The following is a 23701-nucleotide window of genomic DNA, read 5'->3' on the forward strand; positions in this document are numbered from 1 at the left end:
ATGGCCAAGCGTGATGCCGTCTTCCCTGCCGGTCGGCACGACCTCTATGAGCAGCATCGTTATTCAGCGGCGGTTCGATCGGGTGACCTGCTCTTCGTCTCGGGCCAGGTCGGCAGTCGCACCGATGGCTCGCCCGAGCCGGATTTCGAGGCCCAGGTCCGCCTCGCCTTCGCCAATCTCGAAGCGACGCTGAAGGCGGGCGGTTGCGGGCTGGACGATATCCTGGACGTCACGACCTTCCACACCGACCCTGAGAAGCAGTTCGACACCGTCCTGAAGGTGAAGGACGAAGCGTTCCCGCTGGCGCCCTATCCGGCCTGGACCGCGATCGGCGTCAACTGGTTGGCGGGCTTCGATTTCGAGATCAAGGTGACCGCCCGCATTCCGCGCTAACCGTCCGCCCCTTTGGCATGAGTGGGCTTCGTCGCATCGTCGCGAAGCCCGTGCCGGCCCTGGCGTGTCTCGACGACGAAGGCGAAGCAAGCGCCGTGCGCCCGGCACCATGGTCAAGCCTGCAGCTCCGCGCTCGGGCTAATCGCATTCCTGGTACGCCCGCCGCGAGTCTCGTGACCGGATCAGCGACAACCGCGGATGGCGGATCGAACGCGCCAGACATGCGTCTATTGCGGGCGGTTCCGCCGGGCCGCTGCGTAGTGAGGATGGCCATGAAGGTTCAGAAATTCGGTGCGTCGGATGTGGCCTTTGAACGGTCGCCCGGACAGACAGCGGGCGTCTTCGCGGGCAATCTTGTCGACCAGCGCCACGGCGGACCCGTCACCATTGGCTATGGGCGCTACGACCCGGATCAGTCGATCGACGAGGAGATCGCGGTCGACGACATCATGATCGTGCTGACAGGCCGCATATCCGTGACGAGCGACGGCGCTACCCTGACCGCCGGCCCGGGCGAGATCCTCTACATGCCCAAGGGCAACGCAGTGACCATCCGCTCCGATGCGGAAGGCGCGCTTACCGCCTATGTCACCTATCCGCACTGGCAGGAACCAGACGGCGGCGGCGCCTGACCCCGGGTAAACCCGCAATCGGATTCATACCCTCCATTTCCCGGACGATCGTCGAAGCGCGGCGGCGCAGCCTGGTCTTTGCCATCGCCGCCGCCGCCGCGCAGGCGATCAGAAGTTCTGCCAGTCGTTCTGGGCAGCATGCGCTGAGATGGACCGCGGCAGCTGCTTGACGGGAGCGAGGTAGGCGGCGTTGCTCGCGGCAGGCTTCCGGGTGACCACGGGGCGAGCGCCGGGCGATGCCTTCCCGATGTCGAACCGCGCCGCCTGTTCGGCGAGCTGGGCGACTTCGCCCGACAGGTTGCGGGCAGCCGCGGAGGTTTCCTCCACCATCGCGGCATTCTGCTGGGTGGACTGGTCCATCGTTCCCACCGCGACGCTGATCTGGGTGATCGCGGTCGATTGCGCCTGATTGTCGGCCGCCATCTGTCCGAGCAGCATATGGACCTCGCCGACCTGGCCCGAGATGTCCGCCAGGGCGCCATCGACCCTCTCGACCATCGCTACGGCTTCGATGATGTCGGACTGGGTCGCGGTGAGCTGCTCGCGGGCGCGGCCCGCTTCTTCTTCGGCGCGCATGGCCAGCGCCGAGACCAGATCGGCGACCACGGCGAAACCACGGCCCGCCTCCCCGGCACGCCCGGCCTCGACTGCGGCGTTCATGGCGAGAACGCGGGTCTGGAAGGCGATCTTGTCGAGGCCCTCGATGACGCTGTCGATGCCCTTGGCGCTCTCGCTGACCCGCGTCATAGCCTGCATCGCCTCGTCCGCGACGCCGCGCCCGCCCTGGACCGTGGCGATGGCTTCGTCCGCCCGGGCGACCGTGCGCCCGGCTGCGTCCGCCCCCGCTTTCAGGCGGCCATCCATCTGCGTGATGGCAGCCGAGGTCTCTTCGAGGCTCGCCGCATTGGCTTCGGTCCGGCGCGCCAGGTCTTCCGAGGCCTGGGCGATCTCGACCGAGCCCGTCCGGATCGCCGCCGTGCTGTCGGTCACCGAGCCGATCAAACCGCGCAGGCTCGCCAGTGCCTCGTTGAAGTTCGTCTTCAATTCTGCATAGCCCTCGGGATAGGCGGTATGGATTTCCGCGGTCAGGTCGCCCTTGCTGAGCGCGGACAGGCCATCGCGCAGGGTGGAGGTTACGACCTGCTGCGCAGCCGCGGCACGGGCGTCCGCCTCCGCGCGTTCGACCGCCGCGACGCGGAACTGCTCGACTGCCTGCGCGACATCGCCCAGTTCGTCCGCGCGCCGGCGGTGCGGGACTTCCGCCTCGCCGCCTTCGGCGAGGCGCTTGGTGACCTGGCTAAGCTCCGCCATCGGCACGGAAACAGTCCGGGTGATCAGGCGCCATATGCCGAACAATGCGCCCAGCCCGAGCGCGGACAGGACGATCACGCACCAGAAGGCCGTGCTCGCGAAGCGGCGCCCGATATGGTCGTTGGTCTGGGCGCGCAGGTGATGCGCGTTGATCAGCACCTCGGCGTTCTCGATCGCGGCATTGGAAGCGTCACGGGCTTCGCCCTTTACGATCGGCAGGGCTGCTGCCGCGCCCTGGTCACGGCGCACCGAGAAGATCCGCGCGTTGAGCTTCTCGAGGCCCGCGACCTTCGCCTGCAATGCGTCGAGCTGGGGCGCGAGCTCGCCGGCAAGCGGCCGATAGCCGCGCATCGCGTCGTCGATCAGTTTCTGGTTGGCGACATAACGCTGGTCATATTTGGCTTCTTCCTGCGCGGACGACGCATTCATCTGAGACCAGATGATGATGCGGTGTTCCCGCAAGCGCGAGACGAGCTTGCCCAGCGTCTCGGTACCCCCGATGCCGCGCTCGACATGGCGGCTCGCGATCGCGCTGAGCTGGGACATGACGAAGATGCCGGCACCGGCGATACCGCTCATCGTCATGCCGATGACGGCAAATGCGACGAGCATCTTCTTTGAAAGACGCCAACTGTTGAAAGTATCGATCATGCTCCAGGATCCTCTAATTCTATGAGGATATTATAGAAGCCGGGCAGGGTGCCTCCTTTGGTTTGGTGCTGTGGATTTGTAACAAATTATTGCTGGGAGAGTATTGGTCACGTTAGAAAAGCATAGATTACGACATTTTCCACATATCGGAAATATTCTGGACATGTTGGATGCTTCGTTGCTGCCCATCATGGCCGCATTGCTTGCCAGTCCGAGCACCCGCTGTGTCGAGCCTTTCTCCGATGCACGAAGAGATTGGCGAGATACTGCCGACCAGAACAATAGGTCGAGGCTGCATTTCCGAAGCTTCGAAGGCCATTTCCGTGGCCAGGCTGCTTTGCAAGATGATGCAGTTCAACTGTCCGATGCCGGGTGGAAGAGACGGGCTAGCGCTTGCGCTTCACGCTGGAGCCGGCGACCTGCCTTCCTGCTTCGCAGGCAAAATCGCCGGGCGCTCGTGGCGAGCCATTCCCAGCATAGGTCGTCCGGCGGGGATAGGCACATAGCGGCCGCTGGAAGGCGATCCGCTTCGGATCGGCGCTTTCGAACTTGGTCGCGACGACACGCTCGGGCGCCTTCCCCTGTTCGCGCCACACCATCAAGGCCCGGAACAGGTCGTCGTTCGGACTATCCTCGGGTGGCGCAGGCACACCAGCGGCTGCGGAATTGAACGAATCGGGCCCCGCTCCGCCGCCGCAGTGCATCACCCCCGGCGCGAGAAAGAGCCTGGCGGTTTCGCGCAATCGTGAAACACCGCCCAATGCCCGCGCCTGACGATCGTAGAACGCCACGGTCTGCCCCGGCGGGACCAGCGTGTCGGCCAATCCGTGATAGAGGATGAGCTTGCCCCCACGGGCGCGAAAAGCTTCGAGGTTCCCGCGCGTCGCGTCGTTCACGTCGGCGGCCAGCGCGCCATCCACGATCGGCATGTCGCGGTCCAGGTCGAATCCACGCCAGTCCCAGCTGCTGCCGAACACCCATTTGAACAGGCTGGCGAATTGCGGCTGTCCGTTGCTCGGGCTCTGGAGGAACGACCAGCCGAACCGACCGGGCCCTTCGCTACCCGGCAGCCAGCCGAAAAAGGCCGGCTTTCCGTCGCGCGTGGTGGGGCCGGCATAGAATGCGCGCGCCGTGGCCACTTCGGCGGCGGAGAGGCACTGGTCGCTACTCGCGCCGCGGCACAGGAGCGTCGCGGGATCGAAATCGCAGGCGAGCGGATCGGTGACGAAGGGATCGCCGGCAAGGGCGGCACCCTGGCGGCGGCACTCGGAGACCGCGGCGCGGTTGAGCAAGCCGAGCTTGATATCGGACAACCGGCTCCCCGGCGTGCGGTTCGCGGCGGCGAAGTCCCACGCGACGGCGGCGTGTCCCCAGGTCCGGTTGATGACCGGCGCGCCGACCAGGATGCCGTCATAATCGGCGGGATAATGCAGCGCCTCGATCAGGCCCTGCTGCCCGCCGGTCGAGCAGCCCGTATAATAGGAACGCCGGGCGCCGCGGCCATAAAAGGCCTTGGCCACGGCCTTGCCGGTGACCGTCATCACATGGGTGGAGAGCCGGCCCCAGTCCTTCCATTTTCGGGGATGGCCGATCAGCGCGTCGCCGTCGAGCATGGTCGCCGGCGCGGTACCGGTGTCGGTCGTCGCCGTGGCGAAGCCGCGCCGCAAGCCGTTCAGCATGCCGCCATAGCCGGCCTGGAGCGTGCCGGCGAAGCCGCCATTGCCGTTGCCGTGGAAGACGCCCGTCCATCCCTCGACGGGCAGCCAGATCTCGACGCCGACATCGGAATCGGGCGCGGACCGCACCTGCGCGACCACCCGGCAAAAGGCCGGCAGATCGGCTCCGGCGGGGAGGTTGAGTGCTGCCGCGGCCATGCCCTTCGGGACCATCGTGGCGCTGGTGATGGTCGTGTCCGGCAAGCGGAGGCCTGAGAGCACCTCGCATCCGATGGGGTTGGCGGGTGCGCCTGGGCGAGCCTGCGCCGCGGCAAGCGACGGCAGCGCGAGCGACAGGATCATCGTGGCACCGCCTGCCAGGCGTCGGGAAAGGACCGAATGCGGCATGATCACGAACCCTGTTTGGCGGGAGAGGCCGGCGCGCAACCCGGGGCCGGCGCGGGCAGCACCGGGGCAGTGCTCCCGGTCCGCCAGTTCCAGGACTGGGTGCCGCCGGCCCGGCGCCGGCACACCGCCTGCTCGTGCAGGGCGTACATGCCGGGCATGAACCCGCTGGACGCCCGCGGGGCCTCTGCGAACTCCATGAAGGCGCTGTCGGTGCCGAAGCTGCGCCAGGCGGGGCCGTTGGTGGAGGAGGGATTTCCACTGCGGGCGAAGCTGGTCCAATAGTCGAGCATTGTCGCTGAGAGACGGTGTTCTGCCGGCGTGTTTGGGATGGCGGGCCAGGAAGGCGGCGTCGCGGCGATCGTTCCGAACACGAAGGGCACTTCGCTGGCGTGGAAGCCGGTCAGGCCGGCGGCATCGGCGCTCGGATAGCTGTGGCTGAAATAATAGAGGAACGAAGGCTGGCCGATCGCGACCTGGTTGCGCACCAGCCGCTCGGAGGTCCAGCCGAACACCGCGTCGCGCGTGCTGTCGAACCCGTTGCGCGCAAGGTCGCGGGCCGCCGGATAGAGGCGAAGATAGGCGTCCGCGAGATCGCCATATTGCGCCCGGATGCCCTTCACATAGTCGTCGCGGCTCGGCGGGACCGGCGGCGCGAGGAAGCTGAGCGAGCGGATCTCGCCGCTGTTGAACCCGGCGATCAGCGGCACCTTCGCCTGCTCGCCGCGCTCGAAGGTATCGACCAGCTGGCGCGGGAGGATCTTGCCGTCGATCGTGCCGTAGGGGACATATCCGGTCCTGGCGGACGCCTCGACCAGCTTGCCGGCGTCCATTGCCCGCAGCGCCGCCAGGTTCGGCGCCTCGAGCTTGCCCCCGAGCCAAGCGCCGATATCCTCCGCCGGGAATTCCTCCCCGCGCTTGCTGCGCAGCTCGGGCATCGTGAAGAGATAGCCGCTCTCCACGATCGCCCGGTCGAACAGACCCCGTGCCCGCGGCGAGGCGAGCAGATATTCGACGCTCAGCGCTCCGGCGGATTCGCCGAAGACCGTCACGTTGCGCGGATCGCCGCCGAACGCCGCGATATTGTCCCGCACCCAGTGCAGCGCCTGGATCTGGTCGAGCAGCCCGTAATTGCCGGAGACCCCGTCGGGGGACTCCCTGCTCAGCTCGGGATGCGCGAGATAGCCGAGCACGCCGAGGCGATAGTTTATCGAGACCAGGATGACGCCGCGTTTGGCGAACTCCCGGCCGTCATACATCTGCGAATGCCCCGATCCCCAGATCAGCGTGCCGCCATGGATCCAGACCATCACCGGCGCATTGCGCGCATCGGCGGGCGCCGTGACGTCGAGCGTCAGGCAATCCTCCGCCATCGGCACCTTGCCGCGATCATAGGGGCCGGCGGCCATCGGCGGCTGCATGCAGGCGACCCCCATCGTCTGCGCCGCACGCACGCCGTTCCAGCGCGGCATCGGCGCGGGCGGGCGCCAGCGGCGCTCCCCGACCGGCGGCAGCGCATAGGGGATCGCCCGGAAGACGTCCGCATCCCCTTCGCGCAGACCCTTCACCGACCCCGCGGGCGCGTTCGCCACCGGCGCTTGGTCGGGCGCGGCCTGATAGGCATTGCCCGATCCGGCCGGCATTCCGCAGGCAAGGGCAGTGGCGACCAGCAGGCGCGACAGAGTCTTCATCACAGGCTTCCTTCGTGGCGGGTTTCGCTGCGGCGGATCAGCCGCGCGAGGAGCAGGAACAGCGCGGCCCCGATCAGGTACATCGGCGCCAGCGCGTAATAGGCGGCCTGCAGGGCATGCGGGCCGTGGGTGGGGCGGAAGAAATCGCTCGCCATGCCGACATAGGTCGGCCCGAGCCCGAGCCCGATGAAGTTCATCACCAGCAGCAGCAGCGCGCCCGAGATCACCCGCCGCTCGGGCGGCACTTCCCCCTGCACGAAGGTCACGGTGGCCGAGAGGAAGAACGAGTTCAGGAACATCGGCACGCTGAGGAAGGCGAGCGCCAGCTGCCAGCCCGGCGCCCAGGCGAAGCCCAGGAAGAAGGGCAGGGCGAGCAGCAGCGAAATCGCGGGGATCGTCGCATAGGCCGCCTTGTCGCGGCGGCTGAACCGGTCGACCACGCGCCCCGAGACATAGATGCCGGCGCTCATCCCGATCCCGACGACCAGCGCATACCAGATCGCGACCTCGTCCAGCGTCATGCCCTTTTCGCGCATCAGGAACAGCGTCGTGAAGTTGAGCAACCCATAGGTGATGAAATTGCCGGCGCCGCTCGCCAGCGAGGCCATCAGCAGGACCGGATTGCGGAAGAACTGGGCGATGGTGGCGCCGAACCCGATGGTCCTTTCATCGACGCGCACCGCCGTCGCCGGCGTGTCCGTCTGCCCGCGGTCCGGCTCGTGCACGATCAGATAGACCGCCAGCGCCGTCACCACGCCGATCGCGCCGATGACGTAGAAGGGAATGCGCCAGCTGAACGCCGCCGCCAGCGACGCACCGAAGGCGACCCCCAGCGCGGACCCGATCGGCGGGCCGAGATTGAAGATCGCCATCGCCGTGGTCCGCCGCTCGCGCGGGAAGGAATCCGAGATGATCGCATAGGAAGGGGGCACGCCGCCCGCCTCGCCGACGCCGACCATCATCCGCGCAACGACCAGCTGCCCATAGCTGCCGACCATCCCGCAGGCCGCGGTCGCGGCGCTCCACAGCGCGCAGGCGACCGACAGGACCTTCACCCGGTTCATGTGGTCTGCCAGCCAGCCGATCGGGATGGCGATGAAGCAATAGAAGAGCGCGAAATAGAAGCCGGTGAGCCGGCCCAGCTGGCCATCGGTGATGTGCAGGCTGTCCTGGATCGGCTTGGCGAGGATCGAGATGAGCTGGCGATCGAGGAAATTGAGCACATAGACGAAGCACAGCATAGCAAGCGTGATCCGCGCGCTGCGGCCGGACGCCGGGGGGGCGCCATCCCCGCTGATTGTCGATATCTTTTCCACGCTCATCTCTCCGATATCCTTTCAGGCGCGCGCAGCCAGCCCGGCTTGCTACGCCCGCCCGCATAGCCCGCGGCGACGCGCTGTTTCAGCAGGGCAGGCGGACGGAAGCGCTCGCCATAGCTATCCTGCAGCAGCGCCTGCACCTGCAGGCAAAGGCTCGACGTCACATTGTCCATCAGCGCGAACGGTCCGATCGGGTGGCCAAGCCCCAGCCGGCACGCAGTATCGAGATCCTCCGGCGTCGCGACGCCTTCCTCGACCAGCTTCACGGCCTCGATCAGCATCGCGTGCAGCATCCGGTTGACCGCGAAGCCGGCGACGTCCTTCACCACGATCGGTTGCTTGCCTGCGCTTTCGAGCATCGCGGCGGTCCAGCCGACGATCTCGGGGTCGGTGTCGAAGCCGGGGACGATCTCGACCAGGCGCATGCGCGAGACGGGCGAGAAATAATGCGTCCCGAGGAAGTTCCGCCGGCGGTCTGCCGGGAGTGCCGCGCCCAGCGTCGAGATCGGGATGGTCGAGGTGTTCGATGCGATCACGCAGGTCTCGGGGCACACTTCGCCGAGCGCCGCCAGCACCTCGCGCTTGACGTCGAGCGCTTCGAAGACCGCCTCGGTCGCCAGGTCGCGGTCAGCGAATGCGGCAAGGTCCGCTGCCGGCCGGATGCGCTCGATCGCGGTTGCGTGCCGCTCCTCGGTGTAGAGGCCGCGCGCCAGCCCGCGCTCGAGGAGCAGGCGCAGCCGCGCCCGTGCAGCCTCCAGCGCGGCGGGATCGCGATCGTGGAGCAGCACGTCCATGCCGGCCAGCGCGAACACGAAGGCGATCTCCGCCCCCATCAGGCCGGCCCCTACCACGCCGACGCGCATCTCACGAACGGGTGGCGACATAGCGGTCCAGCTCCCCATCCTCATAATCCGCACGCAGCTTCATCTTGTCGATCTTGCCGGTCGCAGCCAGCGGCATCCGCGGGAGCTGGACGACCTCGTCCGGCAGCCACCAGTCGGCGACCTTTCCCCGCAGCGCATCGATCCATGTCGGGGGATCGCCGCTCTCGCCCGGGCGCAGCTCCACCACCAGCACCGGACGCTCGCCCCATTTGGGGTGCGGCTTGCCGATCACCGCCACCTGCCCGACGCGCGGGTCGCGGCCGACGATCGCTTCCATCTCCGCCGGGTTGATCCATTCCCCGCCGGACTTGATCAGGTCCTTGGACCGTCCGCAGATGGTGAGGTTGCCGGCTTCGTCGATCATCGCCAGGTCGCCCGTGTCGAAATAGCCCCGGGCATCGAGCGCGCTCGCCTCGGCGTTGAAATAGCGCTCGATCACCGAGTGCCCCTTGACCTTCAGATGGCCGACGGTGCCGCGCTGCTCCGCCATCGGCGTGCCATCGGCCTGGGTGAGCTCGAGATCGACGCCGATCTGGGGACGTCCCGAAGACCGTTCGGCCGCCGGCGGTAACTGGATCGAATCCGCCGTGCCGAGCGGCGACATCTCGGTCATGCCCCAGGTCGTCTGGACGCGCACGCCCAGGCGCTCCTCCATGCGCCGGATCAGCGCATCGGGGCATTTCGAGCCGCCGATGATGACGCGTTCCAGGCTGGGCACGTCCTCGCCCGTGGCGTCGAGATGATCGAGCAGGCCGATCCACACCGTCTGCACGCCGCCGGCGATCGTCACCTTCTCGCCGCGGATCAGCGCGGCCAGGCTCGCCCCGTCGAGATCGCGCCCCGGAAGCACCAGGCTGGCGCCAACCGCCGGCGCGGAGAAGGGCAGCCCCCAGGCATTGGCGTGGAACATCGGGATGGCGACGAGGATACGATCTCGGGCGGACAAGCAATAGGCGTCCGGCTGGATCGACATCATCGTGTGGAGATAGTTGGAGCGATGCGTGAACACGACGCCCTTGGGCCGGCCGGTGGTGCCCGAGGTGAAGCACAGGCCGGCGGTGCTGGCTTCGTCGAATTGCCCCCATTGCACCGGCTCGCCGTGTGCCTCGACCAGCGCGTCGATCCCTTCGACCGGAACGGTGCAGAGGCCGGCGATCCCCGGATCCACCGCTTCGTCGAGCACGATCACCCGCTCGACCGTGGGGCACAAGGGCAGCAGCTCCGGCAGCACCGGCGCGAGGCTGGCGGCGATCGCCAGCACGCGGTCCTCGGCGTCGTTGATCATCGCCGAGAGATGCGCCGGGGTAAGCCGCGGGTTGAGCGTGTGGCAGACCAGCCCGGCATTCATCGTCGCATAATAGAGCTCGAGATGATGCTGGGTGTTCCATGCCAGCGTGCCCACGCGGTCCCCGGTCCGCAGGCCCAGGGCGAGCAACGCGCCTGACAGGCGGTTGCTGCGTTCGCGGAGCTCGGCATAGCCGGTGCGCCGCAAGATCGCGCCGCGCGATGCCGTGGTGACCGTGGCGGCGCCGTGCCACTTCGCCGCATGATCGATGAACTTGTCGAGGGTCAGTGCGAATTGTTGCATAGGTTCCAGGTGCTTGCTTGGGGGCAGGGCGGACGGAGCGCCGGCGCGGGCCGGCGCTCCTCCCCCGGTCAGAAGCTCTTCCGCAGCCCGACCGACACGTTGCGGCCGAGATTGTAGCTGCCGCCGATCCCGTCGGTGGCCGGGAAGAAGGGCGGCCGCTGGTCGAGCAGGTCGTTCACCTGCAGCGACAGCTCCGTGCCCTTGGCGAAGCCGATATCCGGCAGCTTCACCGAGAAGTGCAGGTCCACCGTGGTGTAGGACCCGGCGCTGTACTGGGCCGTGCCGGTCGGCGTCGCATAGAGGCTGGTGATGCCGTGGCGGTAGTTGACGAAGCCGACGGCGCTCAACGGACCGACCTGCGCGCCCAGCGTGCCCCGCATCGTCGCCTTGGGAATGCCGAGGTCGAGCTGGTTGGAGCTGGCCGAGGTGGGCGAGAGCTGGGTGTCGAACTTGAGGATGTAGTTGCCGGCAAGGCCTGCGAACACCGCACCGAATTTGGTAGCCTTGCGATAGCCGATGTCGAAGTCCAGCCCGTTGGTGTCGCGCACCCCGAAATTGCCCTGGCGGAAGTCCAGCAGGTTGCCGATCGCCGGCAGGGCGCCCGGCGCGAAGTTCACCGGCACCGCGATCGACAGGAGGCTCGAGAGCTGTGCGGCGCTGGGATTGCGGTAGACGACCGCGGCGAAGGTCGGATCGGTGAAGGCGATGCTGCCGCCCGGCGTTCCGATCACGTCGGTATAATGGATGTCGTAGAAGGTCAGGCTTGCCCGCAGGTCGGGCAGGAAGGTCGGCCGGAAGTCCGCTCCCACCGACCAGGTCCGGGCCTTTTCCGGCTGCAGGCCGCGATTGCCGCCGTACAGGGCGACCGTATCGACCTGCGCAGCGCCGCGTGACGGATCGCGCAGCGTGCTGCCGGCGATCGCCGCCGCGTTGAAATAATAGGCGCCGACGGTGGCCGCGACGTCGCGCAGGCCCGGTGCGCGGAAGGAGGTGCCATAGGTGCCCCGCAGCGTCAGCCCGCGTACCGGCTCCCAGTTGACGCCGACCTTGGGATTGGTCGTCGATCCAAAGTCGCTGTAATCGTCGTAGCGGGCGGACAGCGACAGGGCGAGGCTGCGCATCAGCGGCGCCTCGTTGCCGGCGCCGAAGATCGGCACGAAGATCTCGCCATAGACCGACTTGATGTTGCGATCGAGCGTCTCGGGCACCTGGGCGCCGCCATAGATGCCGCGCTGCCGGAACGCCTCGTGCCGATATTCGGTGCCCGCGGCGATCTTCAGCTGCCCGCCGGGCAGGGTGGCCAGCGTCCCGTCGATCTTGGCCGCGCCGAGATAGGTCCGCTGGCGGATCGTCAGGTCACCGGCATAATCGAGGATCTTGGCGACGACCGCCGGCGCCGTGCCGTTGCCGAACGGATCGAGCGCGGTGGCGAGGGTGGAGGCGGATGCCGCCGCGTCGAGCGCGGCGGGGTTGATCGCCGGAAGGTAGCTGTCGTTCCGCGCCCAGTCATAGGTGCCGTAGACGCTCAGCTTGAAGTCGCCCGCCAGCTTCGCGTCGATCCCGGCGGAGGAGTTGCCCGCCCGCACGCGGAATTTGTTGTCGATATGGTCGGCGCCGTAGAGATTGTCGGTGCGGAACTGGACGAACTCGATGGTGGCGCCGCTGCCCGGCGGTGCCTTGAAGAACGGGTTCTGCGAGAAGCCGGGGATATTGTAGAGGATCACGCCGCCCGAGGCGCCCGCGCCGGGCGGCGGCGGTGCCTGGACCGTGTCCTTGCGGTCGGAATACAGGACCTCGCCCCACAGCGTGATGCGGTCGCTCAGATCCTGATGGGCAGTGATATAGCCGCTGTGCAGCCGCGTTTCGGGCACGATGTCGGTAACCGCGCCGTTGTCGCACAGGTTGCGCGTGTTGGGCGCCAGGCCGGGCGCGGCATAGTAGATCGCATAGGCCGTGGTGTTCACCGCAACGTTCGCCGCCGGGCAGACAGTGCTGCGCGAGTCGACGCCGCCATAGGGGCGGAAGTCGACCACGCGGAAATCGCGGTCGGCGCCGGTGATGTTGCTGTTCTCGGCATATTGATAGGCCGCGACGAACGAGCCGCTGCCCCAGTCGTGGCCGAACAGGCCGCTGGCGGTGAAGTTGTGGAAATCGTCGGCCATGCCGTAGCGCACCGAGGTCTCCAGCCCGGAGGCGCGCTTGCGGGTGATGAAGTTGATCACGCCGGCCACGGCATCCGAGCCGTAGATCGCCGAGGCGCCGTCGGCGACGATCTCGACCCGCTCGATCGCGAGATCGGGGATGAACGGGAAGTCCGGGTTGGTCTCCTTGGTGCTGGAGGCCACCAGGCGATGCCCGTTCATCAGCGGCAGCGTCGCGGTCGCCGGCAGGCTGCGCAGGCCGGGCGCGAACGAGCCGGCTCCGCCGCCCGTCGCCCGGGGAGTGGTGTTGAAGCTGTTGAGCTGCGGGACGGTCGCCAGCAGGTCCGCGGTCGTGTTCGCGCCGATCGTCTTGATGTCGTCGCGCGTCACGCTGATCAGGTTGGAGCCGGTCGGCGGCACGCCGCGGATGCTCGATCCGGTGACGACGATCTCGTTCTTGTCTGGCGCCGTCGCTTCCTGCGCGTCCGGCGCAGGCGCCGGGGTGCTTTCCTGTGCCCGGGCGGGCGATGCGGCGCAGAGCGCCATCGCCAGCGCCGAGGCGCCGGACAAGGCGGCCCGGCCATTGAGAATCCGATTCCCGATCATGCAATCCTCCCCACTTCTTTTTGTTGGGGGCATCGTCATCGCTGATGCATGGATTGGCGATGGCAGGTTTGACGGCCAGATTTAACCCAAGTGACCAGGCCTGGTCGGGTCAGGCGCCGGTCCGCTCGCTCAGCAGCATCGATGCGGCGGCCTGGCGCGCGCCGTCGGGCTTGTATCGGTCGCGATATTGGGTCGGGGTCAGCCCGGCCCATTCGGCGAAGTTGCGCGAGAAGCTGCCGGGTTCGCTGAAGCCGACGCGGTAGCCGACCTCGGTGATCGGCAGGTCGGTGACGAGCAGATAGGCCGCGGCGAGCTCGCCGCGCAGGCGGGTGCGGATCTGCTGGAAGCTCTCGCCTTCGCGCGCGAGGTCGCGCCGTAGCCGGCGCGGGCGGCTGCACAGCCGCTCGGCGACGGCCTCGATCGGCGCCGACCAGTTCTGCGATCGCTGGAAATCGACCAGCGCATGCTCAGTCTTCGACCGCCAGGTGGTGCGGCCGGTGGGGGTGGCGAACCAGTCCGGGTTGCTGGCGTTATATTCCTCGACATCGGCTAGCGTCCCGTGCCGCAGCCGCGTGCTCAGGTCGCTACGATCGTAGAACAGCGCGTCGAACGGCGCGTCATAGCGCACCGGGCACCCGAACACGGCAAAGCGATCGAACCCGTTCGGCTGCACGGGCCGCGGCCCCTGTATCTGGACACCGCGCAGGCGGAGCGGGCGTCCGATCAGCCAGCTGAAGAACTGGAAGATCCAGATGAAGCGGAACCAGACGAAGATGTCGCGGTCCACCTCCTCGATGGTATGGTAGACACAGACATGCTTCGCCCCCGCGCGATCCTCGATAAGCTGTGGGCCGATGTCCTCCGACAGCGCCTGGGTGAAGCGGATGCTGACGCGGATCGACTCGCCGAAGGTCTCGCAGTGCAGATAGGCGAGCATGCGCTCCAGATCGAGCGCGAGCCGGCAACGCTCGGCCATGAAACCGATAAAGGCGTCATCCAGCGCCAGCTGGATTTGCTGGATCAGCCGCGACAGTGCCCGGCCGTCGATCGACGTATCGACATTGCCGTAGGTGGACGGATCGATGCCAGCCTTGCGCAGCAATGCTTCGGGATCATGCCCCTTCAGCACCGCGCCCTGCAACAGGCGCTTGACCGCTATGCCGTCCAATCCGGCAAGCTTCTCCGGCGCGGGTTCAGAGTGCGCAGCGGGAGGCAGGATGTCGGAACGCTTGGTCACGCAGCCAGATTTCCACGATCGTTCGCCGTGCGCCAGCGCAATAACGAAGCAGCCGCATCGCGCTATCTCGTTGCCGATTGCGCGGCCGGGCCTGGTTTCGGAAGCAATCTGCCGGCGCAGAACAGCCATAGTGTGCCGGCTGCGATGCCGATGACGAGCAGGTTGGCGGCGCCGAACAGGAACGGCGCCAGCGCCGCCATCGCGGTCTCTCCTGGCACCATCGACAGACGGATCGCGGCACCGGCGAGGGCCGTCGCGCCGAAGGTGAAGGCCCAGTAGGACGCGCCGAATGGCTGCTGGGCGATCCAGCGCGCCATCCGCAACAGGATCAGCGCCTGGACCAGCGCATAGCCGACCAGCATGTGCGCCAGCATGTCCGATTGCCCGCCGGTCACCGCGAGATAGGCGGTCGCCCCCACCGCCGGCGGCGCGAGCTGGATGCCCAAGGTCGGCCGCAGCGCGGGAGTCATCGGCGCTGCGGTGTAGAGACGATGCAGCAACACCGACTCGATCGCGAGCCAGGCGAAGAAGGCGCAACCGAAGGCCAGCTGCCCCCATTGCGGATAGCCGAGCGTTGCCGCGACGGTGGCGGTGACGAACCCGCCCGCGACCAGCGGAAGATAGAGCACCGGCGTCGTCGTTGCCGGATCGCGGTCGCCGCGCCAGAGATGCCCGGTCCGCCAGATGCCGAACCCGAAGGTGAACGCGACTCCCAGGACGAACAGCACCACCGCCGCAGGCCGCGAGAAGGCCTGCGCGCCCTGCGCAATCAGCAGCGTCGCGACACCGGCAAGACCGACGAAGCAACACTGGACAGCATGGCCGAACTCGTCCCGGGCGACCTGCGGCGCGACGAGCCATTTCAGCGCATAGAGCGCGACGATCACGAGCCAGGCCAGCGCCGCGAGCGCGAAGATCGCCTCGCCCACCGCAGCGGGAAGGCCCCAGGCGAGGTGCGCGGCGCGCCAGTCGTTGGCGAGGCCCGCCAGGCCGAGCACGATACCGAAGAACGAGGCGGGGACGAGCGGGATCCTGGTGGTCACGACACGAGCTTTCGGCTGATCGCCTCGGCCATCATGATCGTCGTCACGTTGGTCGGTGCGGAGATGATGTCCGGCATGATCGAGGCATCGACGACGTGCAAGCCCTCGACCCCGCGCACCGCGCCGGCGAAGTCGACCACTGCGCCGGGGTCGCGCGCACTGCCCATCGGCACGGTCGAGGTGGGATGCGAATAGCCGTCGACCTGGGCGATGATTGCGCGTTCCAGCGCCGCATCATCCATCACATCCGCGCCCGGCGCCATCTCCAGGGCGATCATGTCGCTGAAGGGCGCGGTCCGCCCGATCCGGCGCGACAGGCGCACCGCTTCCTTCATGCGGCGCAGGTCGCTCGGATCCTCGAAGAAGTTGAAGCGGATCTGCGGCATGGCGCGCGGGTCGCGGCTGGCGAGCCGGAGCGATCCGTTCGACTTGGGCAGGGTCACCGCGCAGGCCAGCACGATCGCGCCGCCGGTCGGGCTCAGCGCCGGATCGAAGATGTGCGTGCCCGAGATGTGGAGATCCAACTCGTCCGGCCCGGCCTCGCTAGATCCGGTCCAAATGATCGCGCCGGCCACCGGCGTCATCGCCCTCGCCTCAGGGGTGAGCGCGTAGACATTGTAGTAGAAGGGATGCTCCTTCAGCCGCTCGCCGACGGGTGCGTTCTGCAGCACCGGGATATCGAGCGCGCGCAGATACACCGCCGGGCCGATGCCCGAGCGCATCAGGATCGCCGGGCTGCCATAGGCGCCGGCGGAAAGGATCACCTGGCCGGCCAGAATCGCCTCGCCGCTCACCAGCCGCACGCCGCTGGCGCGCCGCCCGTCGAACAGCACCATGTCGATCTCGGCATCGCCGCGGATCGTCAGGTTCGGCCGCGCCCGCACTTCATTGGTGAGATAGGCGATGCCGGTGTTGATCCGCTTCTCCGCGACGACGTTGAGCGGATAGGGCGAGACGCCGTCCTGCTCGGCGCCGTTGAAATCGGCGACCCGCTTGAGGCCCACTGCTTCCGATGCGCGGACAAAGGCGCGCATCGACGGCGTGATCTCCTCCATCGTGCGCTGGCGGATCGGGAAGGGGCCGGCGCGGCCGTGCCAGGCATCGTCGCCGGTCGGCGTGTTCTCCATCGCCTTGAAGATCGGGAACACCTCGTCCCAGCTCCAGCCCTCGACGCCCATCGCGCTCCAGCGGGCGAAGTCTGACGGACGCGCGCGCATCGCCACCGCGGCATTCACGCCGGAGCTGCCGCCCAGCACCTTGCCGCGGATCGCATTCACGTCATGGCCGAGCCCGGCACGGTCCTGGGTGTGATAGCCCCAGTCATGCGCGGCATCGCCGCCGACCCGGTTGGCATTGGCGATCACGTCGGGATAGGCGGACGGCGCATAGGCCGCGCCTGCTTCGAGCAGCAGCACGCGCCGGCTGGCATCCTCGCTGAGCCGACGGGCGAGCACGGCACCGGCCGAGCCGCCGCCGACGATGACGACGTCATAGGCAGTTTCGGAACTGGACTGGGCGATCATGGCGTATCTCCTTTCCGAGGGGGATCAGGCGTTGAAGGCGCGGGCGAGGAAGCTGGCGGCGCGATCGAGCGCGACGCGGCTGCTCTCGAGATGCGCGACGTCGAGCTGGAAGACATGGTGCATGCCCTCCCACACCTCGAGCTCGACCGGGGTGCCGGCTTTGGCGCCGCGTCCGGCGAACTGGCAGGAATCGTCGAGCAGGCGCTCGTCGGTGCCGACCTGGATCAGCAGCGGCGGCAGGCCGGCGAGATCGCCGTGCAGCGGCGAGGCGAGCGGATCCGCGGGGGAGAAATCGCCGACATATTTGCTGGCGCAATCCTGCAGATAGTCATGGCCGATCAGCGGATCGATGATGCCCGGATCGGTCATCGACTGGCCGGTGAAGGCTAGATCGGTCCAGGGCGAGAAGACCACGCCGGCGACCGGGTGCGGGAAGGTCGCCTGCTTCGCCAGCTGCGCCATGGTGACCAGCGACAGCCCGCCGCCCGCCGAGTCCCCGACGATCGCGATCCGCGAGAAGCGGTTCTCGGCCAGATAGCTCCAGGCCGCGAGCGCGGCGTTCGGCGCCGCCGGCAGGGTGGCTTCCGGCGCGAGTGGATAATCGATCACCAGCGCCGGGACGCCGGTGCGGCTGACGATCTGGCTGACAAAGCCGCGATAGGCCCTGGCGGAGCCCTGCACATAGCCGCCGCCATGGATAAACAGGATCGCCTGGCCGGGAACAGCCGTGCGCGGCCGCACCCACCAGCCATGCACGGTATCGGTGGCGACTTCTTCCAGCGTCACGCTCTCGACGAGCGGGCTGGCGGCGATGAACCGGTCATAGATTTCACGGGGGGCGCCGGTGGCGCTCGCCCAGAAATCGGCGAAATGCGCACGCAGCGCCGCCTCGCGCTGCCGTTCCTCGTCCGAAAGCCAGCGGATCGTGGTTTTCACCAGTCCGTCGATGCTGGTCGTGTCGTTCATTGCTCGTCTCCCAGGATTGTGGTTCACCGCCGCGCTGCGTCGGGCACCGCGCGTGATCTGCAGTCGGAATGGATGGGGCGGGTCAGGCCGGGATGCGGCCGAACTTCCCTTCGGCGTAATTGGCGAGCGTCCGGCGCACGTCGTCCGCGGTGGTCATGACCAGCGGGCCGTGCTTGACGAAGCTCTCGTGGATCGGCTTGCCGGCCATCAGCACGAAATGCGCGCGGTCGTCGGCGGCGAGCGCGATGTCGGTGGCCGCGCCGGCCTCGACAGTGGTGGCGGTGCCCGCGTCGAGCAGGCTGTCCTCACCCTGGCAATGGATGCTGACGCTGCCGGATACGGCATAGAGCCAGGCCTGGCGGCCCTCGGGCAGGGCATGGACGAAGCTGCCGCCGGCGCTGAGGAACCCGTCGAGCATAGTCATTTCCTCGGGCGTGCCGGTGGCGCCGGTGGCGCCGCTGCTCTGGCCGAGCACGACCCGGACGCGATGCCCGTCGCCCTCGATCACCGGCACCTCGCCAGCTTCGACCTGCAGGGCGCGCGCCGGGCATTTCTTCAGCCGCTCGGGCAGGTTGACGAAGATCTGCAGCGCGTGGACCCGTGCGCCCTCGGCCGGCTTCTCCTCATGCGCCGCGCCGCTCGCCGCGGCCAGCCAGTAGAGATCGCCTGCCTTGAGCGCGATCGTATGGCCCAGCGTGTCGCGGTTGAGGAACTCGCCCTGCGAATCCTCGAACATCGCGGTCACCGCCGAGATGCCGGCATGAAGATGCGGTGCGAAGGTGGGCGCGGTCATCACGAAGTGATCGACCATCAGCAACGGATCCATCGCGCCGCCGAACATCTCCTCGGAGAAATGCTTCGCCGAGAAGCCGTTGCCGATATCGTGCGGAACCCCGGCGACCACCGCGCCGAGCCTCGGGACGGTTCGTCCGGCCTTTTCGATCTTTTCCATATTGCCCATCGCGATCACTCCAAATCTCTTGATCACGGCCATTATGGAGCGGCGGTATTGGCCGAGAAGTCGATCATTTTGCAACCTAGCGTCCAGTAGGTTGAACGATGAGCGTTGGACGCGCAGAAGCGCCGGCATGCCCGGACGGGAGCAGCCGAGGGCAAGCCGCTCAGTGGGTGTGGGCGGAGAAGAAGGCCTTGATGCGGGCGAGCAGGGCAGGGCCGTGCGCGTCCGGCTGGGCGGCGCGGGCGGCCGCATCGCGGTCGAGCAGGTCGAGGCCGCGCTGGACGGATTGCGCCATCGTGGCGTTCAGGCCCGGGTTCGACCGGAGCAGCCCGGCCAGGCTCTCGCCCGGCAGCTCGAACAGGCGGGCTCGGGTAAGCGCGGTCATCGTCACGCCGCGCGGGGCGCCGAGGATCAGGCCGAGCTCGCCGATATATTCGCCGGGCCCGACATGGCCGAGCAGCTGGCGGTCGGCGGTGCCGGCGCTGCGCGCGAGTTCGAGCACACCGGCCTCGACGATGTAGATCGAGTCGCTGGTGCTGCCTTCCTCGAACAGCACGGTACCGGGATCGACGCAGTGCGGGACGAGCTGGGCGGCGAGCGTGTCCGTCTCGGCGGGCGACAGTGCTTCGAAAAGCACCACTGCGCCGAGCAGCGCGGCGGGGGAAAGCGCCTGCGCGGGCAGGATGCCGGCATGGTAGAGCAGCCGGCGGATCTGGCGCAGCACGTTGCTCCGCGCCCGCAGCAGCGCCGGGCTGTCGGCGATGAAGAAGGTCGTGACATAGGTGGCGGAGGTCAGCCCGGAGCGGCGCAGGGTGAACAGGGGCGCCGGCTCGGCCAGGACATCGGGGCAGAGCAAGGTGGCCTGGCGCATCAGCTCCAGCACCCGTTCCGACGGGATGTCGGCGGGCAGGGTGATTTCCACGGTGGTCGCGCGCCGTCGGGTTGGGACGCTGCGATTGATGATCTGGCCCCTGGCGACGATGCTGTTGGGGATCGTGACCTGATCCTCGCTGTCCGTCTGGATGCGGATCGAGCGCCAGTTGATCCCGACGATCACGCCTTCGTTCTCGCCCAGCGACACGCGGTCTCCGGCATGGAACGGCTTTTCCAGCCCCACCGCGATGCCCGAGAAGACGTCGGCCAGCGTGTTCTGCAGCGCCAGGCCGAGGACGATCGCGATCACTCCGGAGGTGGCGAGCAGCCCGGCGACGGGCAGGTTCAGCACCGAGTTGAGCACGACCAGCCCGGCCGCGAGATAGATGATCGCGGCGATCAGTTCGGAGAACAGCCTTGCGTCGCGGGCCCGCGGATCGCGGCCACGGGCGAGGATGGTGAGGTTCACCACCAGCCGCGCGGCGATCAGCCACCAGATCACCGCGAGCGCACGCAGCCAGATTCCCGCCAGTCCTGCGGGGAGGCCGACGCCCGGCAGCGGCCCGGTGCCGTGCCAGGCGAGGCATGCGGTCAATACGGCAAGAAGCAGGATCTCGGCGGCAAGCTGGATGAGCAGCCCGCGCCGCCGGATTGCGAGAAGCGTGACGATCGTCAGCGCCAGGAGTGCGACCAGGGGAAATGCGCCGTACATGACGCGCAAAGCTGGTGCGGGGCGCAGGGGCTGGGAAGTCCCTGAAAACTGGAGTTTGCGTCCAACCTGCTGGACGATGGACCCGGCTACATCAGCACGGTCTTGGGGAATTCGGCGGTCAGGTGATCGAGGAAGGCGCGGACCGAGGGGAGCAGGCCTTGCCGATAGGGGATCAGCGCGGTGAGCGTCGAATCGCCGGCGATCCAGTCGGGCAGCACGCGCTCCAGCGCGCCGGAGCGGACTGCGTCACGGCAGATATAGCCGGGCAGCGCGACCACGCCGAGGCCCTTGATCGCGGCGCGCTGCAGGCCGACCATGTCGTCGCCGAGCAGGCGCGGGGTGAGTGGCATGACGATCTCGTCGCGCTGCTGGCGGGCATGGCGCAGGCGCCAGAGCGGCTGGACGCCGGTCCGCATCATGAACAGCGACGGATGCTCCTGCAGGTCCTGCGGCGTCCTGGGCGCGCCGCGCGCCTTCAGATAGTCGGCGCCGGCGAACAGATACCAGGGCGCGGGCGCGAGCGTGCGCTGGACAAGGTTGGAATCGGGCAGCGGATCGGAATGGGCGCGCACGGCGAGGTCGAAATTCTCGCCGACGATGTCGACGGTGCGATCCGCGGCATGGGCGACCACGTTCACCTTGGGATATTGGACCAGGAAGTCGGCGATGATGTCCGACAGGGCGAACTGCATCGTCGCCGATCCCGCCGTGCAGCGGACCGTGCCGGTCGGTTCGGTCAGGCGGCCGCGGATGGTCATCTCCGCCTGTTCCGCCTCGCGCAGCATCGCGACGGCGTGGTGGTAGAAGTCGCCGCCCGCATCGGTCATCCCGAAGCGGCGCGAGGTGCGGTTGAGCAGGCGGACGCCGAGGTCGCGCTCGAGCTGCTGGATGCGGTGGCTGAGCGTCGACTTGGGCACGCGCAGCGTCCGGCCGGCGGCGGTGAACCCGCCGCGATCGACGACCTGCACGAAATAATAGAAGTCGTTCAGATCGAGCATCGCGCAGTCTCCATCGTCCATATGATTGGACGCTGGGTTGCAGTTTTGGCGTCTTCTGGTCCTCTCGTCCAGCCTCTAGCTCTTGGGCCGTCACGAAATGCTCGTGGCCGGAGCGACCGATATTTCGATTTGGAGGATGTTATGACCCTGCGCACCTACGAGCCGCTGACCCGCGACAATGCCGCCCTGATCCTGGTCGATCACCAGGTGAACCTGATGACCGGCGTGCGCGATTACGAGACCGGCGAACTCAAGCACAATGTCGTGGCGCTGGCCCGCGCGGCCAAGGCGCTGGGCCTGCCGATCGTCGCCACCAGCACGGCGCGCGACACGCTGTGGGGGCCGACCTTCCCCGAACTGGTCGAGGCGCTGGACGGGCTGGAGATCATCGACCGCTCGACGGTCAACGCCTATGACGATCCCCGCGTTGCGGCAGCGATCGAGGCGACCGGCCGCAGGAAGCTGATCTTCGCCGGCATCTCGCTCGAAGTGTGCGCCGGCTTCCCGGCGATGACCGCGGTGGCCAAGGGCTATGACGCCTATGTCGCGGTCGATGCCTCGGGCACCTTCAGCCGCACCAAGCATGACGTGAACTTGCTCCGCCTGCAGCAGGCCGGGGTGGTGCTCTCCGACTATGCGACCTTCATGGTCGAGATACTGGGCGACAATGCAGCCCCGGAATCGGGTGCGGTCTATGACGCGCTCGACATGCCCTGGGCCAAGCTCGTCGGGCAGATCGTGGGCCACTACGCTCGATAATCGCATAAACCGGAAGTCCGGGGCATGCGCAGGGAGCGCATGCCCCGGACTTCCGGGAACGAAGGCGGGGCATCGGCATTGTGGTGGCGATGACCTCGATGGCCGCGAAACTGAACCGGGACTATGCGGTCGGGCTGGCCCGTGCCTTTGCCGGGGCGATCCTTTTCGGGCTGCCGCTCCTGATGACGATGGAGATGTGGGCGATCGGGCTGCACATCGCGCCGGCGCGGCTGCTGCTCTTCCTATTCTTCAACTTCGCGGTGCTGGTCGTGCTGTCGCGCTTCGGCGGGTTCGAGCGGACCGCGACGCTGACCGAGGACGTGCTCGACGCCCTGGCGGCCCAGGCAGTGGGGATGTTGGCATCCTTCGCGATCCTTGCGCTGTTCGGGCTGTTCCGGCCCGGGCTGTCCTTTGCTGCGCTGGTCGGGCAGGTCGCGATCCAGTGCGTGCCTGCCAGCTTCGGGGCGATGATCGCGCGCAAGCAGCTGGGGTCGGGCGAGGTCGATAGCGACGAAAGCCTCGCCCAGCGATCGGCTGGCTATGCCGGGCAGCTGTTCCTGATGCTTGCCGGCGCGCTGTTCTTCGCCTTCAACGTCGCGCCGACCGAGGAGATGATCCTGATCGGCCACAAGATGAACGCCGGACATGCTCTGGCGCTGGTCCTGGTCTCGCTCGGCCTACTCCATGCGCTGGTGTTCACCGTAGGACTGGCAGGGCAGGAAGCCGCGCCGGAGGGTTATGGCAGCTGGCGCCTGTTCCTGATCTTCACGATCCCCGGCTATGCCATCGCGCTGCTCGTCAGCCTCTATGTGCTGTGGACCTTCGGCAGCCTCGACGGCCAGGGCAGCTTCACGCTCGCGCGCATCGCCATCGTGCTTGGTTTCCCCGCCGCGATCGGCGCCGCGATCGCGCGGCTGGTGATCTGAGGCAGGGCCATGGCCAGACGCGAACCACATGCGCAGACCTCGGCGCTCGAATGGGCATCGGCGGCATTGGGCCTGGCCTTGCTCCTGCTTGTCTTCGCAGTGATCGGGGCCGACCTGTTGCGCGGAGGCGGCACACCGCCTGCAATCAAGGTAGAGCAGCGCGGGGCTACCGCCTCCGGACAGGGGTTCGTCGTCGCGTTCGAGGCGGTCAATCTCGGCAGCACCACTGCCGCCGCGGTCGAGATCGAAGGGACGCTGTCGGTGCGCGGCAAACCGCCCGAGACGGCGAAGGCGACGCTCGACTATGTTGCAGGCGAAGCCCGGACAGGGGGCGGACTCTTCTTCACGCAGGACCCGCGCTCGGGTACGCTCACGCTGCGTGCGCTTGGGTATCAGGAGCCGTGAGGGAGGGGCGATTTGAAGGGGCTAA

At 67.7% G+C, this 23701-nt stretch carries 19 protein-coding genes; 5 read left to right on the forward strand and 14 right to left on the reverse strand.

The genetic code is table 11. The features are described from left to right. Together J2W22_RS08305 and J2W22_RS08310 are read left to right on the forward strand one after the other, a co-directional pair. Entirely contained in the window at positions 1-393 is a 393-nt protein-coding gene (locus J2W22_RS08305) for a RidA family protein (protein WP_307117751.1), read from the forward strand. A 272-nt stretch (positions 394-665) separates the two neighbouring features. Further along, entirely contained in the window at positions 666-1025 is a 360-nt protein-coding gene (locus J2W22_RS08310) for an AraC family ligand binding domain-containing protein (protein ID WP_307117752.1), read from the forward strand. 108 nt (positions 1026-1133) lie between these two features. Here J2W22_RS08310 and J2W22_RS08315 read toward each other — a convergent pair whose 3' ends face one another. The 14 genes from J2W22_RS08315 to J2W22_RS08380 all read right to left on the reverse strand — a co-directional run bounded on the left by J2W22_RS08315 (position 1134) and on the right by J2W22_RS08380 (position 21586). Beyond that, complete coding sequence (locus J2W22_RS08315; protein ID WP_307117753.1) at positions 1134-2987, reverse strand: methyl-accepting chemotaxis protein; 1854 nt, start codon at positions 2985-2987, stop codon at positions 1134-1136. Between the two features lie 386 nt (positions 2988-3373). Further along, on the reverse strand, positions 3374-5050 hold the full coding sequence (locus J2W22_RS08320; protein ID WP_307117754.1) for a tannase/feruloyl esterase family alpha/beta hydrolase: 1677 nt from the start codon (positions 5048-5050) through the stop codon (positions 3374-3376). Between the two features lie 2 nt (positions 5051-5052). Continuing rightward, positions 5053-6738 (reverse strand): carboxylesterase/lipase family protein, encoded by a 1686-nt coding sequence (locus tag J2W22_RS08325; RefSeq protein ID WP_307117755.1) that lies wholly within the window; start codon positions 6736-6738, stop codon positions 5053-5055. Next, positions 6738-8054 carry a spinster family MFS transporter gene (locus J2W22_RS08330; RefSeq protein ID WP_307117756.1) on the reverse strand — a complete coding sequence of 439 codons (1317 nt, stop codon included), beginning with the start codon at positions 8052-8054 and terminating at the stop codon, positions 6738-6740. The genes J2W22_RS08325 and J2W22_RS08330 overlap by 1 nt, the downstream gene beginning before the upstream one ends. Positions 8055-8056: 2 nt before the next feature. Continuing rightward, positions 8057-8941, reverse strand: coding sequence for a 3-hydroxyacyl-CoA dehydrogenase family protein (locus J2W22_RS08335; protein WP_307117757.1), 885 nt, complete (start codon positions 8939-8941; stop codon positions 8057-8059). Then, on the reverse strand, positions 8922-10529 hold the full coding sequence (locus J2W22_RS08340) for an AMP-binding protein (RefSeq protein ID WP_307117758.1): 1608 nt from the start codon (positions 10527-10529) through the stop codon (positions 8922-8924). The genes J2W22_RS08335 and J2W22_RS08340 overlap by 20 nt, the downstream gene beginning before the upstream one ends. A 68-nt stretch (positions 10530-10597) precedes the next feature. Further along, entirely contained in the window at positions 10598-13276 is a 2679-nt protein-coding gene (locus J2W22_RS08345) for a TonB-dependent receptor plug domain-containing protein (RefSeq protein ID WP_307117759.1), read from the reverse strand. 109 nt (positions 13277-13385) lie between these two features. Then, complete coding sequence (locus J2W22_RS08350) at positions 13386-14513, reverse strand: AraC family transcriptional regulator (RefSeq protein ID WP_307117760.1); 1128 nt, start codon at positions 14511-14513, stop codon at positions 13386-13388. A 62-nt stretch (positions 14514-14575) separates the two neighbouring features. Then, entirely contained in the window at positions 14576-15556 is a 981-nt protein-coding gene (gene tehA / locus J2W22_RS08355) for a dicarboxylate transporter/tellurite-resistance protein TehA (protein ID WP_307117761.1), read from the reverse strand. Continuing rightward, the gene (locus J2W22_RS08360) at positions 15553-17079 is read right to left on the reverse strand and encodes a GMC family oxidoreductase (protein ID WP_307117762.1); all 1527 of its coding nucleotides are present in this window, start codon (positions 17077-17079) and stop codon (positions 15553-15555) included. The genes tehA and J2W22_RS08360 overlap by 4 nt, the downstream gene beginning before the upstream one ends. Before the next feature lie 24 nt (positions 17080-17103). After that, positions 17104-18045 (reverse strand): alpha/beta hydrolase, encoded by a 942-nt coding sequence (locus tag J2W22_RS08365; RefSeq protein ID WP_307117763.1) that lies wholly within the window; start codon positions 18043-18045, stop codon positions 17104-17106. Positions 18046-18127: 82 nt separating this feature from the next. Further along, on the reverse strand, positions 18128-19006 hold the full coding sequence (locus tag J2W22_RS08370; RefSeq protein ID WP_307117764.1) for a pirin family protein: 879 nt from the start codon (positions 19004-19006) through the stop codon (positions 18128-18130). Positions 19007-19166: 160 nt separating this feature from the next. Next, positions 19167-20588 carry a mechanosensitive ion channel family protein gene (locus tag J2W22_RS08375; protein WP_307117765.1) on the reverse strand — a complete coding sequence of 474 codons (1422 nt, stop codon included), beginning with the start codon at positions 20586-20588 and terminating at the stop codon, positions 19167-19169. A gap of 86 nt (positions 20589-20674) precedes the next feature. After that, entirely contained in the window at positions 20675-21586 is a 912-nt protein-coding gene (locus J2W22_RS08380) for a LysR substrate-binding domain-containing protein (RefSeq protein ID WP_307117766.1), read from the reverse strand. A gap of 141 nt (positions 21587-21727) precedes the next feature. On the opposite strand from J2W22_RS08380, the gene J2W22_RS08385 reads away from it, so the two are divergent. The 3 genes from J2W22_RS08385 (at position 21728) to J2W22_RS08395 (ending at position 23676) form a co-directional block, all read left to right on the forward strand. Further along, positions 21728-22345 (forward strand): isochorismatase family protein, encoded by a 618-nt coding sequence (locus J2W22_RS08385; RefSeq protein ID WP_307117767.1) that lies wholly within the window; start codon positions 21728-21730, stop codon positions 22343-22345. 98 nt (positions 22346-22443) lie between these two features. Next, a complete protein-coding gene (locus J2W22_RS08390; protein ID WP_307117768.1) occupies positions 22444-23271 on the forward strand; it encodes a TIGR02587 family membrane protein in 828 nt (275 codons plus the stop codon). Between the two features lie 9 nt (positions 23272-23280). Then, positions 23281-23676: a TIGR02588 family protein gene (locus J2W22_RS08395; protein ID WP_307117769.1), complete on the forward strand. Its 396-nt coding sequence runs from the start codon at positions 23281-23283 to the stop codon at positions 23674-23676. Positions 23677-23701 lie beyond the last annotated feature (25 nt).

The organism is Sphingomonas kyeonggiensis (assembly GCF_030812785.1).
GTDB lineage: Bacteria > Pseudomonadota > Alphaproteobacteria > Sphingomonadales > Sphingomonadaceae > Sphingomonas > Sphingomonas kyeonggiensis_B.